The organism is Ciceribacter sp. RN22 (assembly GCF_024054295.1).
GTDB lineage: Bacteria > Pseudomonadota > Alphaproteobacteria > Rhizobiales > Rhizobiaceae > Allorhizobium > Allorhizobium lividum.
In genome coordinates, this window is record NZ_JAMXLD010000001.1 from 2,558,902 (window position 1) to 2,576,411 (window position 17,510).

Annotated in this window: 16 protein-coding genes and 1 pseudogene; 10 read left to right on the forward strand and 7 right to left on the reverse strand. The window is 66.1% G+C overall.

Annotated elements, in window-relative coordinates; genetic code table 11:
- Positions 1-96 precede the first annotated feature (96 nt).
- Positions 97-2,010: an ABC transporter ATP-binding protein gene (locus NHF53_RS12500; RefSeq protein ID WP_252834446.1), complete on the reverse strand. Its 1,914-nt coding sequence runs from the start codon at positions 2,008-2,010 to the stop codon at positions 97-99.
- 116 nt (positions 2,011-2,126) lie between these two features.
- On the reverse strand, positions 2,127-3,986 hold the full coding sequence (locus NHF53_RS12505) for an ABC transporter ATP-binding protein (RefSeq protein WP_252834447.1): 1,860 nt from the start codon (positions 3,984-3,986) through the stop codon (positions 2,127-2,129).
- Between the two features lie 384 nt (positions 3,987-4,370).
- On the opposite strand from NHF53_RS12505, the gene NHF53_RS12510 reads away from it, so the two are divergent.
- The 3 genes from NHF53_RS12510 (at position 4,371) to NHF53_RS12520 (ending at position 6,603) form a co-directional block, all read left to right on the forward strand.
- Positions 4,371-4,838, forward strand: a complete 468-nt coding sequence (locus NHF53_RS12510) for a tRNA (cytidine(34)-2'-O)-methyltransferase (RefSeq protein WP_252834448.1) — start codon at positions 4,371-4,373, stop codon at positions 4,836-4,838.
- A 79-nt stretch (positions 4,839-4,917) separates the two neighbouring features.
- The gene (gene soxR / locus NHF53_RS12515; protein WP_252834449.1) at positions 4,918-5,382 is read left to right on the forward strand and encodes a redox-sensitive transcriptional activator SoxR; all 465 of its coding nucleotides are present in this window, start codon (positions 4,918-4,920) and stop codon (positions 5,380-5,382) included.
- A gap of 81 nt (positions 5,383-5,463) precedes the next feature.
- Positions 5,464-6,603 carry a cell envelope biogenesis protein OmpA gene (locus NHF53_RS12520; protein WP_252834450.1) on the forward strand — a complete coding sequence of 380 codons (1,140 nt, stop codon included), beginning with the start codon at positions 5,464-5,466 and terminating at the stop codon, positions 6,601-6,603.
- A 36-nt stretch (positions 6,604-6,639) separates the two neighbouring features.
- Here the strand turns inward: NHF53_RS12520 and NHF53_RS12525 are convergent, their stop codons facing one another.
- Both NHF53_RS12525 and NHF53_RS12530 read right to left on the reverse strand, forming a co-directional pair.
- Positions 6,640-7,596 (reverse strand): flagellar hook associated protein, encoded by a 957-nt coding sequence (locus NHF53_RS12525; RefSeq protein ID WP_252834451.1) that lies wholly within the window; start codon positions 7,594-7,596, stop codon positions 6,640-6,642.
- A gap of 143 nt (positions 7,597-7,739) precedes the next feature.
- Positions 7,740-8,000 carry a hypothetical protein gene (locus NHF53_RS12530; RefSeq protein ID WP_252834452.1) on the reverse strand — a complete coding sequence of 87 codons (261 nt, stop codon included), beginning with the start codon at positions 7,998-8,000 and terminating at the stop codon, positions 7,740-7,742.
- A 164-nt stretch (positions 8,001-8,164) separates the two neighbouring features.
- Between NHF53_RS12530 and hemF the strand changes: the two genes are divergently transcribed.
- The 3 genes from hemF to NHF53_RS12545 all read left to right on the forward strand — a co-directional run bounded on the left by hemF (position 8,165) and on the right by NHF53_RS12545 (position 9,751).
- On the forward strand, positions 8,165-9,079 hold the full coding sequence (hemF, locus tag NHF53_RS12535) for an oxygen-dependent coproporphyrinogen oxidase (protein WP_114361315.1): 915 nt from the start codon (positions 8,165-8,167) through the stop codon (positions 9,077-9,079).
- A 103-nt stretch (positions 9,080-9,182) separates the two neighbouring features.
- Positions 9,183-9,455, forward strand: coding sequence for a hypothetical protein (locus NHF53_RS12540; RefSeq protein WP_112690833.1), 273 nt, complete (start codon positions 9,183-9,185; stop codon positions 9,453-9,455).
- A gap of 107 nt (positions 9,456-9,562) precedes the next feature.
- Complete coding sequence (locus tag NHF53_RS12545) at positions 9,563-9,751, forward strand: DUF1059 domain-containing protein (protein ID WP_182306730.1); 189 nt, start codon at positions 9,563-9,565, stop codon at positions 9,749-9,751.
- Between the two features lie 6 nt (positions 9,752-9,757).
- Here the strand turns inward: NHF53_RS12545 and NHF53_RS12550 are convergent, their stop codons facing one another.
- The 3 genes from NHF53_RS12550 to NHF53_RS12560 are packed head-to-tail and all read right to left on the reverse strand — an operon-like array spanning position 9,758 to position 12,272.
- Positions 9,758-11,014, reverse strand: a complete 1,257-nt coding sequence (locus tag NHF53_RS12550; protein WP_252834453.1) for a CCA tRNA nucleotidyltransferase — start codon at positions 11,012-11,014, stop codon at positions 9,758-9,760.
- On the reverse strand, positions 11,011-11,658 hold the full coding sequence (locus tag NHF53_RS12555) for a CoA pyrophosphatase (RefSeq protein ID WP_252834454.1): 648 nt from the start codon (positions 11,656-11,658) through the stop codon (positions 11,011-11,013). Before NHF53_RS12555 ends, NHF53_RS12550 begins: the two co-directional genes overlap by 4 nt.
- On the reverse strand, positions 11,655-12,272 hold the full coding sequence (locus NHF53_RS12560) for a DUF1285 domain-containing protein (RefSeq protein ID WP_252834455.1): 618 nt from the start codon (positions 12,270-12,272) through the stop codon (positions 11,655-11,657). Before NHF53_RS12560 ends, NHF53_RS12555 begins: the two co-directional genes overlap by 4 nt.
- A 158-nt stretch (positions 12,273-12,430) precedes the next feature.
- Here NHF53_RS12560 and NHF53_RS12565 point away from each other — a divergent pair, with 158 nt between their 5' ends.
- The 4 genes and pseudogenes from NHF53_RS12565 to NHF53_RS12580 all read left to right on the forward strand — a co-directional run.
- Positions 12,431-13,444 carry a MoxR family ATPase gene (locus tag NHF53_RS12565; protein ID WP_252834456.1) on the forward strand — a complete coding sequence of 338 codons (1,014 nt, stop codon included), beginning with the start codon at positions 12,431-12,433 and terminating at the stop codon, positions 13,442-13,444.
- Between the two features lie 13 nt (positions 13,445-13,457).
- The gene (locus NHF53_RS12570) at positions 13,458-14,375 is read left to right on the forward strand and encodes a DUF58 domain-containing protein (protein ID WP_252834457.1); all 918 of its coding nucleotides are present in this window, start codon (positions 13,458-13,460) and stop codon (positions 14,373-14,375) included.
- The gene (locus NHF53_RS12575; RefSeq protein ID WP_252834458.1) at positions 14,372-17,173 is read left to right on the forward strand and encodes a DUF4159 domain-containing protein; all 2,802 of its coding nucleotides are present in this window, start codon (positions 14,372-14,374) and stop codon (positions 17,171-17,173) included. The genes NHF53_RS12570 and NHF53_RS12575 overlap by 4 nt, the downstream gene beginning before the upstream one ends.
- Before the next feature lie 2 nt (positions 17,174-17,175).
- Positions 17,176-17,510 (forward strand): annotated as a pseudogene (locus NHF53_RS12580) (hypothetical protein); the annotation flags it as partial.

The following is a 17,510-nucleotide window of genomic DNA, read 5'->3' on the forward strand; positions in this document are numbered from 1 at the left end:
CGTAGAAGGCACCTCCCGGCCTGTCATTCGTCAACCTCACCGGCCTCGGCGACCGTATTTCAACCGCCGCGCCAACGCCCGGCGAGGTATCCGTCCTCAGCGCCGCGGCATCGGCGCCGAGACGGAGGACACCCTCCCCTCGCCACCCTCGCGGTCGCCCGCTCCGAGAAACCCGCCCGACTGCCGCGCCCAGAGCTCGGAATAGAGCCCGCCCGAGGCGACCAGTTCGGCGTGGGTCCCCTCCTCGACGATCCGGCCACTGTCCATCACCACGAGCCGGTCGAGGGCCGCGATCGTCGACAGCCGGTGGGCGATCGCCAGCACCGTCTTGCCCTGCATCAGCCGGTCGAGATTGGACTGGATCGCCGCCTCGACTTCCGAGTCCAGCGCCGAGGTCGCCTCGTCCAGAACGAGGATCGGCGCGTCCTTCAGCATCACGCGGGCGATGGCGATCCGCTGGCGCTGGCCGCCGGAAAGCTTCACGCCGCGCTCCCCGACATGCGCATCGAAGCCGCGCCGCCCGCGCTGGTCTTCGAGCCTCAGAATGAAATCGAGCGCCTCGGCCCGCTCCGCCGCGCGTTCGAGCTGTTTTTCATCGGCGTCATGGCGGCCGAACAGGATGTTGTCGCGGATCGAGCGATGGAGCAGCGCCGTATCCTGCGTCACCATGCCGATCTGCCGGCGCAGGCTTTCCTGCGTCACGGTCGCGATGTCCTGTCCGTCGATGAGGATACGCCCGCCTTCGAGGTCGTAGAAGCGCAGCAGCAGGTTGACGAGGGTCGACTTGCCGGCGCCCGAACGTCCGACAATGCCGACTTTCTCGCCGGGCCGGATGGTCAGCGTCAGGTGGTCGATGACGCCGCTCTTCCTGCCGTAGTGGAAGGATACGTCCTCGAACCGGATTTCCGGTCGCGCCACCTTGAGCTCCCCGGCACCGGGACGGTCGACGAGTGCCAGCGGCTTCGAGACGAGCTCGGCCGAATTCTGGATGGTGCCGATATTGCGCATGATGCTGTTCATCTGCGTCATCATGCGGCCGAGCAGCATGTTGAGGCGCAGCACGAGACCGAGCGTGAAAGCGACGCCGCCGGCGGTGACAGCGCCCTTGAACCAGAGATCCACCGAAAGGAAGGCAATCATCAGGATCATCACACCCGAGAGCGTCGCAAGCGCCGCCCGCACGCCGGTCAGAAGCCGGGCGAAGGGCGTGAGTGTCGCCTGGAAGCGGTCGAAGCCGGCACGGATATAATGGTCGTTCTCGCGCTCGCGCCCGAAAAGCTTCAACGTCTGGATGTTGGAATAGCTGTCGACGAGCCGGCCATTCAGCATCGAGGCGGCTTCCGCCGTCGCCCGGGCGTGGCGGCGGATGCGCGGCACGAAGTAGCGGGCGAGCAGGAGGAAGATGACCACCCAGCCGGCGATGATCGCCGCCAGCCGCCAGTCGAGCTGGGCGACGAGCGCCATGGTCGAAACCGTATAGATGACCATGAACCAGGCGACCTGCAGCAGCGAGGTCATGAGATCGCCGGTCGCCTGCCCCGCCGACCAGACCTTGGTGACGATGCGGCCGGAAAAGTCGTTCTGGAAAAAGGAAAGCGCCTGCCGCGCCACGTGCACATGCGCCTGCCAGCGCACGAGATTGAAGAAGTTGAGGACGATCACCTGTTCTTCGACCAGCGCGCCGAGCGTCACCACGACGAGGCGCACGACGAGCACGGTCAGCGCCATCACCGCGAGCTCCACGCCGTGCGCTGCGATCAGTCCGTTCCAGCCGCCTTCCCGCGGCACGGTGTCGAGGAGGTCGACGAGCCTGCCGACGAACCAGAAGAGCGCCGCCTCCAGCATGGCGACCGCGCCGCCGAGAACGGCCATGGCGGCGAAGGCCCATTTCGCCTGGCACACGTAGAACCAGATGAACGCGGCGGTCCCTTCCGGCGGACGCAGGTCGTCCGAACGCGCAAAGGGGTCGATCCAGTTCTCGAAGAGGCGGGCGATCGGGCGAAACAGCATGGAAGGGATATAGGCGGATTCCCGCTCGGCGGAAAGGACGGCTGCCGCCGCACCACGGATGGTGATGCGGCGACAGCCGGGATGGCGTGAGCCCGTAGTCTTTGCCGGCGGCAGAGTTACTCCGCCGCCTGCTCCGTCTCGTCGAGGTCGTGGTCGGCGAGGAAGCCACCGGACTGGCGGTTCCAGAGATCGGCGTAGATGCCGCCGAGCGCCACCAGCTCCTGATGGGTGCCGGTTTCGATGATCCGGCCCTTGTCGAGCACGATCAGCCGGTCCATCTGCGTCAGCGTCGAGAGCCGGTGGGCGATCGCGATCACCGTCTTGCCCTCCATCAGCGAGAACAGGCTTTCCTGGATCGCCGCCTCGACTTCCGAGTCGAGCGCCGAGGTTGCCTCGTCGAGCACCAGGATCGGGGCGTTCTTGAGGAACACCCGGGCGATCGCGATGCGCTGCCGCTGGCCGCCGGAGAGCTTGACACCGCGCTCGCCCACCTGGGCGTCGAGGCCGGTGCGACCCTTGTAGTCGACGAGTCCTTCGATGAACTCCCAGGCATTCGCCCGCTTCGCCGCCTCGATCACCTCGGCGTCGCTCGCCTGCGGCCGGCCGTAGGCGATGTTGTCGCGGATCGAGCGGTGCAGGAGTGAGGTGTCCTGGCTGACGACGCCGACCATCGAGCGCAGGCTGTCCTGCGATACGGTCGCGATGTCCTGACCGTCGACCAGGATCTTTCCCTTCTCGAGGTCGTAGAAGCGCAGAAGCAGGTTCATCAGCGTCGTCTTGCCGGCGCCGGAGCGGCCGACCAGACCGACCTTCTCGCCCGGATTGACGACCAGCGAGAAGTCCTCGATGACGCCCTTCGCCTTGCCGTAGTGGAAACGGACGTGATCGTAGACGATCTCGCCCTTCGCCACGGTGAGCGGCCTGGCGCCGGGTGCATCGACGACGTCATGCGCCTTGGTCATCATCTTCATGCCGTCGTAGACGGTGCCGATGTTCTCGAAGAGCGCCGAGACCTCCCACATGATCCATTGCGACATGCCGTTGATGCGCATGGCGAGGCCGATGGCGATCGCAATCGCCCCGACGGAGATCGAGCCGCCCAGCCAGAAGGCGATGCCGAGCGAACCGACCGCAAACAACGCGATACAGTTGTTGACGTAGACGAGGACGTGGAAGAGCGTCACCATCCGCATCTGCCGGTGCACGGTGACGAGAAACTCGTCCATGCCGTTGCGGGCGTAGTCCTCCTCGCGGCCAGCATGGGAGAAGAGCTTCACCGTCGCGATGTTGGTGTAGCTGTCGACGATCCGGCCCGTCATCATCGAGCGCGCATCCGCCTGATCGGCCGATACCTTCCGCAGCCGCGGAACGAAATAGCTGACGATCGACACGTAGACGACGACCCAGATGACGAGCGGCGCGACGAGCCTCAGATCGGCCGTGGCGACGATCACGATCATCGAGATGAAATAGGTGACGACATAGACGAAGACGTCGAGCACCTTCATCACCCCTTCGCGCACCGCAAGCGAGGTCTGCATGACCTTCGTCGCGACGCGCCCGGCGAACTCGTTGGCAAAGAAGGTCATCGAGTGTCGAAGCAGGAAGCGGTGCATCTGCCAGCGCGCGATCATCGGCATGTTGCCGAGCAACACCTGGTGCATGATGAGGGAGTCGATTGCCACGACGAGCGGCAGCCCGACGAGGACGACGAGCGCCATGCCGATGAGCCGCGGAGCTTCCGATTGCAGGAAGGTTTCTCTATCGGCCTTGGAAAGCCAGTCGACGATATCGCCGAGAAAACGGAAGAGCGTCACCTCGCCGACGGCGATCAGCGCGGTGCAGATCGCCACCCCGAGAAGCCAGGGCGCCGCCGGCTTTGAATAGTACCAGCAGAAGCGGAAGAGCCCTTTCGGCGGCAGGGTCGGAACACCCGCCGGATAGGGATTGAGTCGCTGTTCGAACCAGCCAAGCATGAATATCTCCACTCGTCTTGCCCCTGTCGACACCGCGCGGCGATGCCGCGACAAACGGAGTCAGGGGTTTGAACGGACGGCGCAATCCATCGGGGACTGCGCCTTGAACAAAACGGAAAGTCAGAAAAGGAGCGAACTGATCGCTACCACGCCGTCGGATGCATGTCCGGGACCGGGAGGCAAATAACGCCAGTGGGTATCATCAAGGCCTCCCTGTTGCGTGTTGAAGAGATGCGAAACCTAGCCGCCTCCCGTCGAATTGAAAAGCGTCAATCTGCTCCTTCTGCGCGCATCACTGCCGCGGTGTTGCCCATTGACCACAACTCTACCGCTCGCCGAACCGGCACTTGAGCTTGCGGCTCCACCTGGCCTAAGAAACGCGCCATGACCTCGTTGCGCATCGCCCTCTACCAGCCGGACATTCCAGGCAATACCGGCACCATCCTTCGCCTCGCCGCCTGCCTGGGCCTCGGCGTCGACGTCATCGAGCCGGCCGGTTTCGACATATCCGACCGCAACCTGAAGCGCGCCGGCATGGACTATCTCAACGCGGTTTCCCTCATGCGCCACGTCAACTGGGAACGCTTCGAGGCATGGCGGGCGACGACCGGCCGCCGCCTTGTCCTGGCCTCGACGAAGGCAGCCGTTCCCTATGTCGACTTCGCCTTCCGCCCCGACGACATCCTTCTCTTCGGCCGGGAAAGCGCCGGCGTTCCCGATCTCGTCCACGACGCTGCCGAGGGCCGCGTGATCATCCCGATGATGTCGGGCCAGCGCTCGATCAACGTCGCGATGTCGGCGGCGATGATCGCCGGCGAGGCCCTGCGGCAGACCGGGTTCGGGCAAGCCTGACCGCCTCTCGCCGCGCTGCGACCCGCTTGGAAAAGCGTCTGTTTGACCGTATAAGACCTCAACCAATATTGAGGTCAACATGGTCGCGAAGAAATCCGATCCCGAAAAGCCGCGGCGCGAGCTAAGCGTCGGCGAGGTCGCCGAGCGCAGCGGCGTCGCCGTCTCGACGCTGCATTTCTACGAAGCCAAGGGTCTCATCCACAGCAACCGCAACCGCGGCAACCAGCGCCGCTATCCCCGCTCGGTGCTCCGGCGTGTCGCCGTCATCAAGGTCGCGCAGAAGACCGGGATCCCGCTTGCCGAGATCGGCGAGGCGCTCTCCGTGCTGCCGCACGACCGGCCGCTGACGGCCGAGGACTGGAGCCGCCTCTCCGAACGCTGGCGCGACGCGCTTGACCGGCGGATCGACCAGCTGCAGTCGCTCAGGAACCACCTCACCGGCTGCATCGGCTGCGGCTGCCTGTCGATGAGCGACTGCCCGCTCAGAAATCCCATGGACACTCTGGCCGAGAAGGGCGGCGGACCGCATCTGCTCGAAAGTTGAAGACGGCTGCGGCAAACACGCGCTTGGCGAAGTCCCGCCGTTGTGTCATGCTGCAGCGCGAAAGAACGACGAGGTGGCCTTATGTTCGATACGGCATTCACCCTGGGCTTGACGCAGTTCGCGCGCAGCCTGAGCATCCCCGAAAGGCTGCAGCACCGCCCCTTCCGAAACGTTGCGCTGGAGGCGCTGAGGGCGCGCAACACCGGCCTCGATGCGCTCTTCTATGACGTGAAGGCGCTTACCTCCGAGGAAGTCTTCTATATCAGCGACGCCATCACGGCCGAAGGCTTGATCATGATCGTGCCGCCGACCGGCGCCGGCATGCTGACGCTGTGCGACAGCGTCGACGAATACCTGCTGCGCGGCGGCAAGGACGTCCACGTGCTGGCGATCGCCGGTGTCGGCGGTTCGGCAATCGGGGCTGCGGCCTTCGCCCGCAACGTCGCGGACGCGGTCGGTGCTCCCGTTGCGGCGATCGTCTCCGGCTATGGCCTCGGCGACGTTTTCGTCGAGGCGATGGGCGGAAGCTTCTTCTTCGGCTGGCTCGGGCATTTCCGCAGTCAGATGGAAACGCTGGACGATGCGGTCGGCCGCCCGCAGCTCGGCGCCTATGCCCAGCGCCACCTGAACCCCGGGCGCGAGGGCGGGTCCTGCCTCGACGCCGACACGGCAGCCGAACTGCTCGGTGATCCGCGGCTCTCCTTCCACATGCTAGCGGCCCATTCGAGCGGCAACCGGGTGCTCTCGGAAGCGCTCTATGGACTGAGGCGCACGAATCCGCAGCGCGTCCGCACGCTCGCCGACGGACTGAGGATCGTGACTTTCGGCGGACGCATCGTGATGCCGCCGGAATTCACCGACGTCGTCGACGTGGTCGGCGAACTCGACTGGTATGGCGAAGTCAACTCGCGGCCGCAGATCGGCACCGACATCCGCGTGCCGCTCGCCGGGCATTCGACGAACACTGACTTGCCCGGCTCGCTACAGGTCACGAGTGTATTGAAGGAGCTCATCGGGCACAGCCTGCCGGTCGTCGTGGAGACCGCCGCGCCGGCTCCGGCGGAGGTGACGGCTCTTCCGCACGTCGCCCCCGTCGCGGATGTCGCCGACACGGCGAAGGACGAGGTGGTCTCGATTGTGCCTGAGAAAGCCCCTGCCGCACCCGGCACACGCAAGCCCGCGGCACGGCAGAGATCTCCCAAGAAGAACTCCATCCACTGACGCGGCGCCTTCCGCCTGACGGTCGAGAAGAAGCCGTCAGCGGAACAGGTCGGACAGTGCCCGCATGTCGCCGTTTGCGATGTTGAGGCCGGTCGCCTGAAGCTGGTCGCGGACCTGCAGCGCCGCACGCAGGGCCTCGTCACCGGTCATGCCGGTTTCGATGCGTTCGCCGACAGCGCTTTCGGTCATTTCCGGGATGCTGTCGAGGAAACCGTCGTCGCCGGCGATGCCCTTGCGCATGACGCCGAGCGAGGCGCCGGCCTCGTAGAGACCGGTCAGCATGCTGTCGACGGCGGCGATCATGCCGTCGAGTTCCGTCGAACTCGTGTTGCCGGCAAGGGAAACCTCGCGCGCCGGCGAGGACGGCGGAACGGCGGCATTGGTATCGAGGAGGAAGTAGGCGTAGCCCCCGCCGCTGCGAGTAAGCCCGGCATGGGCGCGCGTCAGAACGCCGTCGGCGGCGTTTTCGCTGCTGGTGACCACGGATCGGCCGGTATCGAAATCCGCGACGTTGACGGAAAGCTCGCCCGGCCCCGAGCGTGACACGGAGGCGATGACGGACTGCACCTTCGGCCGCTGACCCGCGTCGAGATGGAGCCAGTTCTGTCCGTCATAGGTACTGGAAGCGGCAGCCGCCGCCAACTGCTCCTTCAGCGCGCCGATCTCCGTATTGAGTGCATTGCGGTCGGCGCCCGGCGAGCGGGCCTCGATGAGCCGCTCGCGGATGTCCATGACGATACCGGTGGTCGTCTCGATGCCGAGGGCGGCGACATCGGTCAGCGCGGCCGCACGCCCCGTCGCGTCTGCGGCACTCGACAGGGAAAGACTGCCCATCCCGAGGCTCGTGGTGATCGACCAGTAACTGTCGTTTTCGGCGGCTGCGTCGACCTTCCGCGCGGTGACGGCTGGAGCCGGTACAACGGCGGATGGCGCGACACGCTCGCCGGCCCGCGAGAACGTTGCGGCAGAGGACAGGGATTGCAGGAGACTCATTCTCTATTGGTACTTTCCGATATCATTGCGGACGGATGGCCGGAGAGTGCCAAACCGGCATTTCGAAAGCTTTCAGCGCACGGATAAAATTTTACCGATCCCTGCCGCCGAGAGGGGGAAACATCCGATAGAACCAGAAAAGGTCAGTCGGCGGATGGAAGGCGCCGCATGGTGAACTCGATCCGGTCACCATCGAGCTGCCGCCAGCTTTCGACCTCGGTCCAGTAGGCGGCCTTGGGAAAGGCGTCGAACCACTCCCTGGCCTTGGCCCTCGCCTCCTCGCGCGACAGACAGAAGGTCTCGCGAACAAAATGCCCGGTCTCGGAACGGGACTTCGCCCTCCGATGTTTGGCAATTTCCTTCCTGAGACCGTCGAGCGGCGGCAAGCCGGGTATCTTCGTCATGAAACACCTCGCCTACCCTGAAATGTAGTCGCGCAGCCGCCCGTTTGCGAGTCGAAATTCGGGGGACGGCGGGGAGCCTCTCTGGCCCGCCGCCGGGCGACCTGCTAAGCCATGGGTCGATGCGGCCGACTCGTTCAAGACGGCCGGAGACGAGGACCTGAGGAATGGAAAGACCCGACCTGCCACGGGAATTGCCCGAGAACATCGAAGAGAAGAAGAACGAGGCGCGCGCCTGGTTCGAGACGCTGAGGGACACCATCTGCGCCTCCTTCGAAACGCTCGAACAGGAGCTGGCGGGACCGCTCTCCAATCAGCCGCCCGGCCGGTTCGTCGGCAAGGACTGGCTGCGCGATGGCGGCGCCGGCGGCGGCGGCCGGATGTCGATGATGGAAGGCCGCGTCTTCGAGAAGGTCGGCGTCCACACCTCCACCGTCTACGGCGAGTTCTCGCCGGAATTCCGCAAGCAGATGCCCGGTGCCGAGGAAGACCCGCGGTTCTGGGCCTCGGGCATTTCCCTGATCGCCCATCCGGTCAATCCGAACGTTCCCGCCGTTCACATGAACACCCGCATGGTGGTCACCACCAGCCAGTGGTTCGGCGGCGGTGCCGACCTCACGCCGGTGCTCGATCGCCGCCGCACCCAGGAAGATCCCGACAGCCGTCTCTTCCACCGGGCGATGGAAATCACCTGCGGCAAGCACGCGGCCGTCGCGGACTACCCGCGCTTCAAGGCCTGGTGCGACGAATACTTCTTCCTGAAGCATCGCAACGAGCCGCGCGGCATCGGCGGCATCTTCTTCGACTGGCTGCATTCCGGGGCGGAACAGGGCGGCTGGGCCGCCGATTTCGCCTTCGTGCAGGATGTCGGCCGTGCCTTCAACCTCGTCTATCCGCGGATCGTCCGTTCGAACTTCAACAACGACTGGACGGAGGCCGATCGCGACGAACAGCTCGTACGGCGCGGACGCTACGTCGAGTTCAACCTGCTCTATGACCGTGGCACGATCTTCGGGCTCAAGACCGGAGGAAATGTCGAGTCGATCCTGTCTTCGCTACCCCCGGTCGTACGCTGGCCATGAAGACTGACCGCGTCGATTGAGTCACAAACCCTAACGAATTTTATATTTTAGTGATCCCTAACGTCGTGCTATTCTCCCCGCGGTTTGCAGGAGGAGAAATGCAATGGCCCGTTCGACTAGCGCTCCCACTCCCAAGAACAGCGAAAACGCTGCCGAAACCGAGCGCATCATCGACCGTCTCGCGGAAGAACTCAGGGCGTCGGGCGGCGTCGACCTTCCCCACTCCTATTTCGTGGAGGAAGTCAGACTTCGTCTCGCCGGCCGTGATCTCAGCGCTCTGGACACCGATCAAGCAGTGAAGACCCTGATCCGCGGCTGGAAGCCGAAGGCAGCCCCTTCGGTGTTCAACGCCTGGGCTATGCCGGAACAGGTATAGATTCCCTTTTTCATTGCCTCGCGCCCGGTCGCGCGTGCGGGAGGGAACCTATGCGCCTTCCCGCCGATTTGAGAAAGGGTTGAACCCCACATGAAGAGGAGAAAGCCATGAAGCTGTTTGAATGCGGTTCGCTCGTGCCGGGCTGCCCGTGGCATACGCGGGCGGACGAGGAAGCGGAAGTCGTGCGCCGCGCGGTCGAACATATGCGGACCGCGCATGGTGAAACCATCATCCGCGAGAACATGATCGAGAACATCAAGGCCCGCATCGTCACGACGGAAAAGGCGACGGCCTGAACCAGATCAGGAAACACTCATCTCCTTGAGCCGGGCGAGCAACCTCGCCCGGTCCATCGAGAAATTGCCGGCAACCCATTCCGATTCCAGCGCTTTCAGCGCCTTTCCGACTGCCGGCCCCGGTGAAATGCCGGCAGCGAGCAGATCCGCGCCAGAAACCGGAAACGATGGCTTCTCGAAGGCCTCGGCCCGTTTGAGAAGCGCCGAGAGCCGCGCAACCCGCGCCATGATCGCCGGGTCGTCCTCGCCCTTCGCCCGCACCGTAGCAAGCTCGAGCTTGAGGACCGTCGTGAGCCCCTCCTTGCCGTGGAGGTAGAGGTCGCGGTCGAATGCGGTATCCTTGACGGCGATATCCGGCTTCGGCGCACGCGCGAAATGATCGAGGAAGCGTGCTTCCGCCTTCGACATCCGCAGCCGTTCGGCCATCGCCGCGAGCCGTGCGGCGTCCTTCGGCACGATCGCCGCGAGCCTCAGCATCGGATCGGGATGCCAGCCGAGCGCATGTTCGGCGGCAACCAGCCCGTGGATCGCGTCGATCCCCCATTTCTCCGTCTCCGGCAGGATTTCGGTGAGCACGCCGGACTGGCGCATCCACAGCAGCGCGCGGCTCGGATCACGCGCCTTGAGCAGCTTCTTGAGCTCCGACCAGATCCTTTCCGCCGAAAGCGTTGCGAGCTTGCCGCGCGCGCGCATGCAGGCCTTGAGCCCTTCGGCGTCGGGTCGCCCGGCGCCGTAATGGGCAAAGAAGCGGAAGAAGCGCAGGATACGCAGATAGTCCTCGGCGATCCGCCTGTCGGCGTCGCCGATGAACCGCACCGTCCGCGTCTCGACGTCCGGCAGGCCGTTGACGAGATCGATCACCTCGCCCGCCTGGTCGACGTAGAGCGCGTTGATCGTCAGGTCCCGCCGCTCGGCATCCTCCCGCCAGTCCGCCCCGAACCGCACCGTCGCGCGCCGCCCGTCGGTTTCCACATCATGGCGAAGCGTCGTCACCTCGAAGGGTTTGCCGTCGACGACCAGCGTCACCGTGCCGTGATCGATGCCGGTCGGCACCGCCTTGATGCCGGCAGCCTTCGCCCGCGCGGTCACCTGTTCCGGCTCCAGCGTCGTCGCAATGTCGATGTCGGCGACGGGGAGCCCCATCAGGCTGTTGCGAACGGCGCCGCCCGCGACCCGCCCCTCGCCGCCTTCGGCGTTCAGGAGGTCCATGACACGGATGAGCGCCGGGTCGCGAAACCACGGCTCCTGCGACAGGTTGGTCATGCATAGAGCCTTTCATAGAGCGTGCGGATAATGCCGGCGGTGATGCCCCAGATATAGCGCTCGGCATAGGGCATCACGTAGTAGTGGCGGACGATGCCGCGCCAGTCCCGGCTGTCGCGCTGGTGGTTTTCCGGGTTCATCAGGAAGGAAAGCGGCACTTCGAAGACGCTCTCCACCTCGTGCGGATTGGGCGTGATGGTGAAACCGCGGCGGACGACCGACAGCACCGGGAAAATGCGGAAGCCGGTCGCCGAGAGATATTGCGGCAGGCGTCCCACTGTTTCGACATAGGCAGGGTCGAGGCCGATCTCCTCCTGCGCTTCGCGCAGCGCCGCCTCCTCGGGCGAGACGTCGGTCTCGTCGATGCCGCCACCGGGAAAGGCGATCTGGCCGGAATGCTTGCGCAGCCGCGTGGTCCGCTGGGTGAGGATCACCTTGGCACCATCGTCACCGTCGTCGACGACCGGGACGAGCACGGCGGCATCCTTGAACTGAAGCCCTTCGATCTCCTGCAGCGTCTCCGGATTGAGCAGGTGGTCGCCGTGCTCGCGCCAGGCATGTTCGAGCGGCGCGCCGATCTGGTTGAGCGCCCTGTGCCGGAAGTCGGCGGCGGAAAAGCGGGGGGTGAGCGTCGAAAGCGTCATCGCGATAACGTGTCCAGTTCGTCCGCCCGCATGACCGGGAAGACCGTGCCGGCGGAGCGAACCGCAAACATCTCCACGCCGTCGACCTCGATCACCTCGCCGCGCTCGACGAGATCGTACAGGACGGCGCGCGACACCAAGGCCTCCAGCCGGCCGCGCACGTTGAGATAGGGCTTCAACTCGTGGTTCTCGCCGTGAACGACGAAACGCAACGGGTGATCCGGCCCCGCCTCGACGACATCGCCGACATTCGTGCGGAAGGTGAGCACCGGTTCGCCGTCGCGTTCGCCGGGCACCATCTCGACGGCCAGAAAGGGCGCATCCTCGACCCGGATTCCCACCTTTTCGGCAGGCGTCACCAGATAGGTCTTGCCGTCCTCGTCCTTCCTGAGCACGGTCGAGAAGAGGCGCACCAGCGCTTCCCGTCCAATCGGCGTTCCCATGTAAAACCAGGTTCCGTCGGCGCGGATCTCCATGTCGATGTCGCCGCAGAACGGCGGGTTCCAGCGCTCGACGGGCGGCAGCCCCCTGCCCGCGGTCTGGTCGGCGGCACGCGCGACCAGCGCCGCCAGTCCGGCCGCATCCGCCGTCGCCTTCAGGGTCTCGCCTGCCATCTTTGCGTCCCGGTTTGTCGATAATCGCTGTCTGTCACGAGATAGTCATTCCGCGCACGCTTGTCAGCCGCCGATTGGGGAATAACTTCTTTTAGATGCGACGGAAGAACGGCGGCATGGTACGAATGTCCTGACGCCGGAACCAGAGGGAGAAGATCATGGGCATGATGACGTCGGCCGAACCCCTGCTCGACGAGAAGGCCATCATCGCCGCGGCCGAGAAGGCGCTGTCCGACATCGCCGAGGTGCGGCAGGAAGTCTCCAAGGTGATCTTCGGCCAGGAGCGCGTGGTCGAAAACACGCTGCTCGCCATCCTTTCCGGCGGCCATGCCCTACTCGTCGGGGTGCCGGGCCTTGCCAAGACCAAGCTCGTCTCGACACTCGGAAGCGTGCTGGGGCTCGAGGCGAACCGCATCCAGTTCACCCCCGACCTGATGCCCTCCGACATTCTCGGCACCGAGGTCATGGACCAGGACGAGACGGGGCGGCGATCCTTCCGCTTCATCAAGGGGCCGGTTTTCGCGCAGCTTCTGATGGCCGACGAGATCAACCGCGCGAGCCCCCGCACTCAGTCGGCACTCCTGCAGTCCATGCAGGAATACCACGTCACCATCGCCGGGCAGCATTACGACCTGCCCTCCCCCTTCCACGTGCTCGCGACCCAGAACCCGCTGGAGCAGGAAGGTACCTATCCGTTGCCGGAGGCGCAGCTCGACCGCTTCCTGCTGCAGGTCGATGTCGGCTATCCGGAGCTTTCGGCGGAGCGGCAGATCCTGCTCGAAACGACCGGCATCACCGAGGCGAAGCCGTCGAGCGTCATCGATGCAGCGCGGCTCGTCGACATCCAGAAGCTGATCCGCCAGATGCCCGTCTCCGAAACAGTGGTGGATGCGATCCTGGCGCTCGTCCGCTCCGCCCGTCCGGGCCACGGGAACGCCGGCACGGACAAGAACGTCGCCTGGGGCCCCGGCCCGCGCGCCGGTCAGGCGCTGATGCTCTGCGCCCGCGCGCGCGCCCTCTATGAGGGACGGCTCGCGCCCTCTCTCGACGACGTCATGGCCCTCGCCGAGCCCGTTCTCGAACACCGCATGGCGCTGACGTTTGCCGCCCGCGCGGAAGGCATGACGGTGCGCGACGTTATCCTCGACCTCGTCAAGCAGGCGCGAGGCTAGAAAGGCGGTCAGCGTGGCAGCAGTCGGCCAGATCGTCGAACAGACCTCCGGAAGCGATGCGCTGACGCGCGCGCGCCAGCGCGCCGCGCTCGTTCCCGACTGCATGGTTGAGGCGCGGCGGATCGCCAACACGGTGATCGCCGGCTGGCACGGGCGCCGCAAGCGTGGGATCGGCGAGAATTTCTGGCAGTTCCGTCCCTATGCGGAGGGCGAAAGCCTCTCACGCATCGACTGGCGGCGCTCGGCCCGCGACGACCACACCTATGTCCGCGACCGCGAATGGGAGGCCGCCCATACCGTCTGGCTCTGGGCCGACATGTCGCCGTCGATGATGTACAAATCCTCCTTCGCGCCGGTCTCGAAGGAAGGCCGGGCCCTGGTGCTGATGCTGGCGCTCGCCGAAATCCTCGCCCGCTCGGGCGAGCGCATCGGCTGTCCGGGCGTCATGGACCCCGTTTCCTCGCGCAATGCCGCCGAACGGCTCGCCGCTGCGATCATGCACGCGCCACCGAGCGCCGGCCTGCCCGAGACGGCGATGATCCGTGGGATCAGCGACATCGTGCTGATCGGCGATTTTCTCGACGATGCCGACCGGATCATGGAGCGGATCGCCCCGCTTGCCCGGCGCGGGCTGCGTGGCCATGTCGTCGAGGTGGCCGACCCGGCGGAGGAATCCTTTCCCTATAGCGGGCGGACGATCTTCACGGATCCGGAAACCGGCGAGAAGCTTGTCTCCGGCCGCGCCGAGCGGCTGCAGGAAGACTATCGCCGCGCCTATTTCGCCCGCCGCGAGAGCCTCGGCGAAGCACTGCGGCGGCTCGGCTGGAGCTTCGTCGCCCACCGGACCGACCAGCCTGCCTCGCAGGCGCTCGTCGCCGTCCACATGTATCTCTCCGGCAATCCGCCGCAGCCCGCGGGAGGAGTGCGATGAGCTTTCTTCCCCTCGCCTTCGGGACGCCGGCCATCCTCATCGCACTCGCCGCCCTGCCGCTCATCTGGTGGCTCTTGAAGCTGACGCCGCCGCGTCCGCGGACGGAGGTTTTTCCGCCGCTGCGCATCCTCGCGACCGTCCTGAAGCGCGAGGAGACACCGGACAAGAGCCCGTGGTGGCTGACGCTCCTCAGGATGGTGATCGCCGCCCTCGTGATCCTCGCGCTCGCCGATCCGGTGCTCAATCCGCGGACGGCATCCGTTTCCGGCGACGGCCCGCTCGTCCTCCTCGTCGACAACAGCTGGGCAGCCGCCGCCGACTGGGATCGCAGGGTCGCGACAGCGGAGGGCCTGATTGCGGAAGCCGAGGGAGAGGACATTCCCGTCGCGATCGCCTTCACCGCCGATGCCAGCCACGACGCGGTGCCGGGGACGGCGGCCGCCGCACTGAAGAAGCTGCGCGCCGCGGAACCGAAGCCGCTGAAACCGGATCGTCCGCGTGCCATCACGGCGCTCAAGGAAGCGCTCGACGGAACCGCGCCCGGCTCGCTCGTCTTCGTCAGCGACGGCGTTGCCGCCACCACCGAGGACGATACGGTCACGCAACTGTCCGCGCTCGCGCCCCGGCAACTGCGCCTCGTCGAAGGCGACGGACGCGGCGCGGTCGCGATCACCAACGCCGTAAACGGCGCGAACGATCTGGACGTCACGGTTTCCCGGCTGCCTTCCGCCGGCGAGAGCCGCCTGATGATCGATGCGCAGGACCGGCAGGGCCGAGCGATCGCCACCGGCGAGGCACGCTTTTCGCCCGGCGAGACGCTTGCCAAGGCGACCGTCGCCGCCCCGTTCGAGCTGCGGAACGACTTCACTCGGCTTACCGTCACCGGCGCTGCCAATGCCGGCGCCACCCATCTGCTCGATGACGGCTTCCGTCGCCGGCGCGTGGCGATGATTTCCGGCGAACCGGACGACGGCTTCCAGCCGCTTCTCTCGCCGCTCTACTACACCGAGCGCGCGCTTGCGCCCTATGCCGACCTGATCCGCTCGAACAATGCCGACCTCGCCGCCGCGATCCCCGAACTCCTTGCGCAAAACCCCTCGGTGATCATTCTCGCCGACATCGGCCGCCTGCCCGGCGAACTCTACGAGCCACTCCAGCGCTGGATCGCCAAGGGCGGCACCGTCATCCGCTTTGCCGGTCCACGCCTCGCCGCCGCACCCGCTGACGATCCGCTGCTGCCCGTCATGCTCAGGCAGGGCGAGCGCGTGCTCGGCGGCGCCATGTCCTGGGCCGAACCGCAGCCGCTCGCCGATTTCCCGAAGACCGGCCCGTTCGCGGGCATGAAGAAGCCGGAAGGCGTGCTGATCAAGCGCCAGGTGCTGGCCGAACCCACCCCTGACCTTCAGGAACGCACCTGGGCGAGCCTCAACGACGGGACGCCGCTGGTGACGGTCAAGGAGAACGGCGCCGGCCGCATCGTGCTCTTCCACGTCAGCGCCGAGGCGACCTGGTCCGATCTGCCGATCTCGGGCGAGTTCGTCGAGATGTTGCGGCGGATCGTGCAACTGTCACACGCCGGCGCGAGCGCCGAGGGGAACGGCACCGCCGCGGCGACGCTGCCGCCCTACCGCCTGCTGACCGCGCGCGGAGCGATGACCACCGACACCGCGACGGCGAGACCGATCAATCTCGGTGCCGGACGGCCGCTCGCTGCGACCTTCGACAATCCGCCCGGCCTCTACGGCAGCGAGGACGGCTTCGTCGCCTTGAACCTGCTCGAACCCGGCGCCGAACTCCTGCCGCTTCCCGTCGATCCGGCGGCCGCCGTCACCCGCGAGGCGCTCGCAGGGAACGCCGCGACGCCGCTCAAGCCGGCGCTGCTCGCCCTCGCCTTCCTGGCTCTCCTCGCCGACAGCCTGATCGTGCTCTTCATGAACGGCGTCTTCAGCGGCAGACGCCGCGGCCAGGGCCTCGCAGCCGCTTTGGCCGTCACCGCGATCCTCGCTCTCCACCCGGACAGCAGCCATGCGGCCGATGCCCGCCCCGGCGATGAGAAGCTCTTGGAGCGGCTCGACAACACCCACCTCGCCTATGTCGTCACCGGCGAACCGGACGTCGACCGGCTCTCGGAACGGGGGCTTGCCGGCCTCACGGAGTTCCTGACCTACCGCACCACGCTCGAGCCTGCAGAGCCGGTCGGGCTCGACCTCGAAACCGACGAGCTTTCCTTCTATCCGATCATCTTCTGGCCGGTCTCGGCGTCGGCACCGATGCCCTCGGCCGCTGCGATCAACCGGATTGACGCCTATATGCGCGCCGGCGGCACCGTCCTCTTCGACACCCGCGACCAGTATGCGAGCTTCGGCAGTGACGAAGGCCCGAGCGCGAACGGCGAGCGGCTGCGGGCCATCCTCGCCAACATCGACATCCCGCCGCTGGAACCTGTGCCCTCGGACCACGTGCTGACGCGCTCCTTCTACCTGCTGACGGGTTTTCCCGGCCGCTACAGCGGCAGTCCGCTCTGGGTCGAGGCCCGCCAGGAGGCGCGCAACAGCAATAGCGGCGTGGTTTCCTCCGCCGACGGCGTGTCTCCGGTCCTCATCACCGGCAACGACCTGCTCGGCGCTTGGGCGATCGATGACAACGGCGCCTCCATGCTCCCGACCGTGCCGCCCGACGAAAGGCAGCGGGAACTCTCCTTCCGCGCCGGCGTGAACATCATGATGTACATGCTGACCGGCAACTACAAGGCCGACCAGGTGCACATCCCCGCCCTGCTCGAACGGCTGGGGCAGTGACGATGACGATCGAGTTTTCGCCCTTCCTGCCGCTCCCCTTCCTCGCAGCCTTCGCGGTGATCGCGCTTGCCCTTGCGGTGCTCGGCTTCCGCTCTTCGATCCGCGGAACGGCGCTCCGCCTCACGGCCGCGCTCGCCGTGCTTGCCGCGCTCGCCAACCCGCTGCTCCTTCAGGAGAACCGCGAGCGCCTGACCACCGTCGTGCCGGTCGTCGTCGACCGCAGCCAGAGCCAGGAGACCGCCGGACGGCGAGAGATGACCGATGCGGCGCTGACGGCGCTCAAGGAGCGGCTCGCGCGCTTCCCGCTCATCGAACCACGCATCGTCGAGGCCAGCGA

Bases quoted from the DNA above. Each gene is read 5' to 3' on its own strand.
- NHF53_RS12500 (WP_252834446.1), bottom strand. From the start codon at position 2,010: ATGCTGTTTCGCCCGATCGCCCGCCTCTTCGAGAACTGGATCGACCCC.
- NHF53_RS12505 (WP_252834447.1), bottom strand. From the start codon at position 3,986: ATGCTTGGCTGGTTCGAACAGCGACTCAATCCCTATCCGGCGGGTGTT.
- NHF53_RS12510 (WP_252834448.1), top strand. From the start codon at position 4,371: ATGACCTCGTTGCGCATCGCCCTCTACCAGCCGGACATTCCAGGCAAT.
- soxR (WP_252834449.1), top strand. From the start codon at position 4,918: ATGGTCGCGAAGAAATCCGATCCCGAAAAGCCGCGGCGCGAGCTAAGC.
- NHF53_RS12520 (WP_252834450.1), top strand. From the start codon at position 5,464: ATGTTCGATACGGCATTCACCCTGGGCTTGACGCAGTTCGCGCGCAGC.
- NHF53_RS12525 (WP_252834451.1), bottom strand. From the start codon at position 7,596: ATGAGTCTCCTGCAATCCCTGTCCTCTGCCGCAACGTTCTCGCGGGCC.
- NHF53_RS12530 (WP_252834452.1), bottom strand. From the start codon at position 8,000: ATGACGAAGATACCCGGCTTGCCGCCGCTCGACGGTCTCAGGAAGGAA.
- hemF (WP_114361315.1), top strand. From the start codon at position 8,165: ATGGAAAGACCCGACCTGCCACGGGAATTGCCCGAGAACATCGAAGAG.
- NHF53_RS12540 (WP_112690833.1), top strand. From the start codon at position 9,183: ATGGCCCGTTCGACTAGCGCTCCCACTCCCAAGAACAGCGAAAACGCT.
- NHF53_RS12545 (WP_182306730.1), top strand. From the start codon at position 9,563: ATGAAGCTGTTTGAATGCGGTTCGCTCGTGCCGGGCTGCCCGTGGCAT.
- NHF53_RS12550 (WP_252834453.1), bottom strand. From the start codon at position 11,014: ATGACCAACCTGTCGCAGGAGCCGTGGTTTCGCGACCCGGCGCTCATC.
- NHF53_RS12555 (WP_252834454.1), bottom strand. From the start codon at position 11,658: ATGACGCTTTCGACGCTCACCCCCCGCTTTTCCGCCGCCGACTTCCGG.
- NHF53_RS12560 (WP_252834455.1), bottom strand. From the start codon at position 12,272: ATGGCAGGCGAGACCCTGAAGGCGACGGCGGATGCGGCCGGACTGGCG.
- NHF53_RS12565 (WP_252834456.1), top strand. From the start codon at position 12,431: ATGGGCATGATGACGTCGGCCGAACCCCTGCTCGACGAGAAGGCCATC.
- NHF53_RS12575 (WP_252834458.1), top strand. From the start codon at position 14,372: ATGAGCTTTCTTCCCCTCGCCTTCGGGACGCCGGCCATCCTCATCGCA.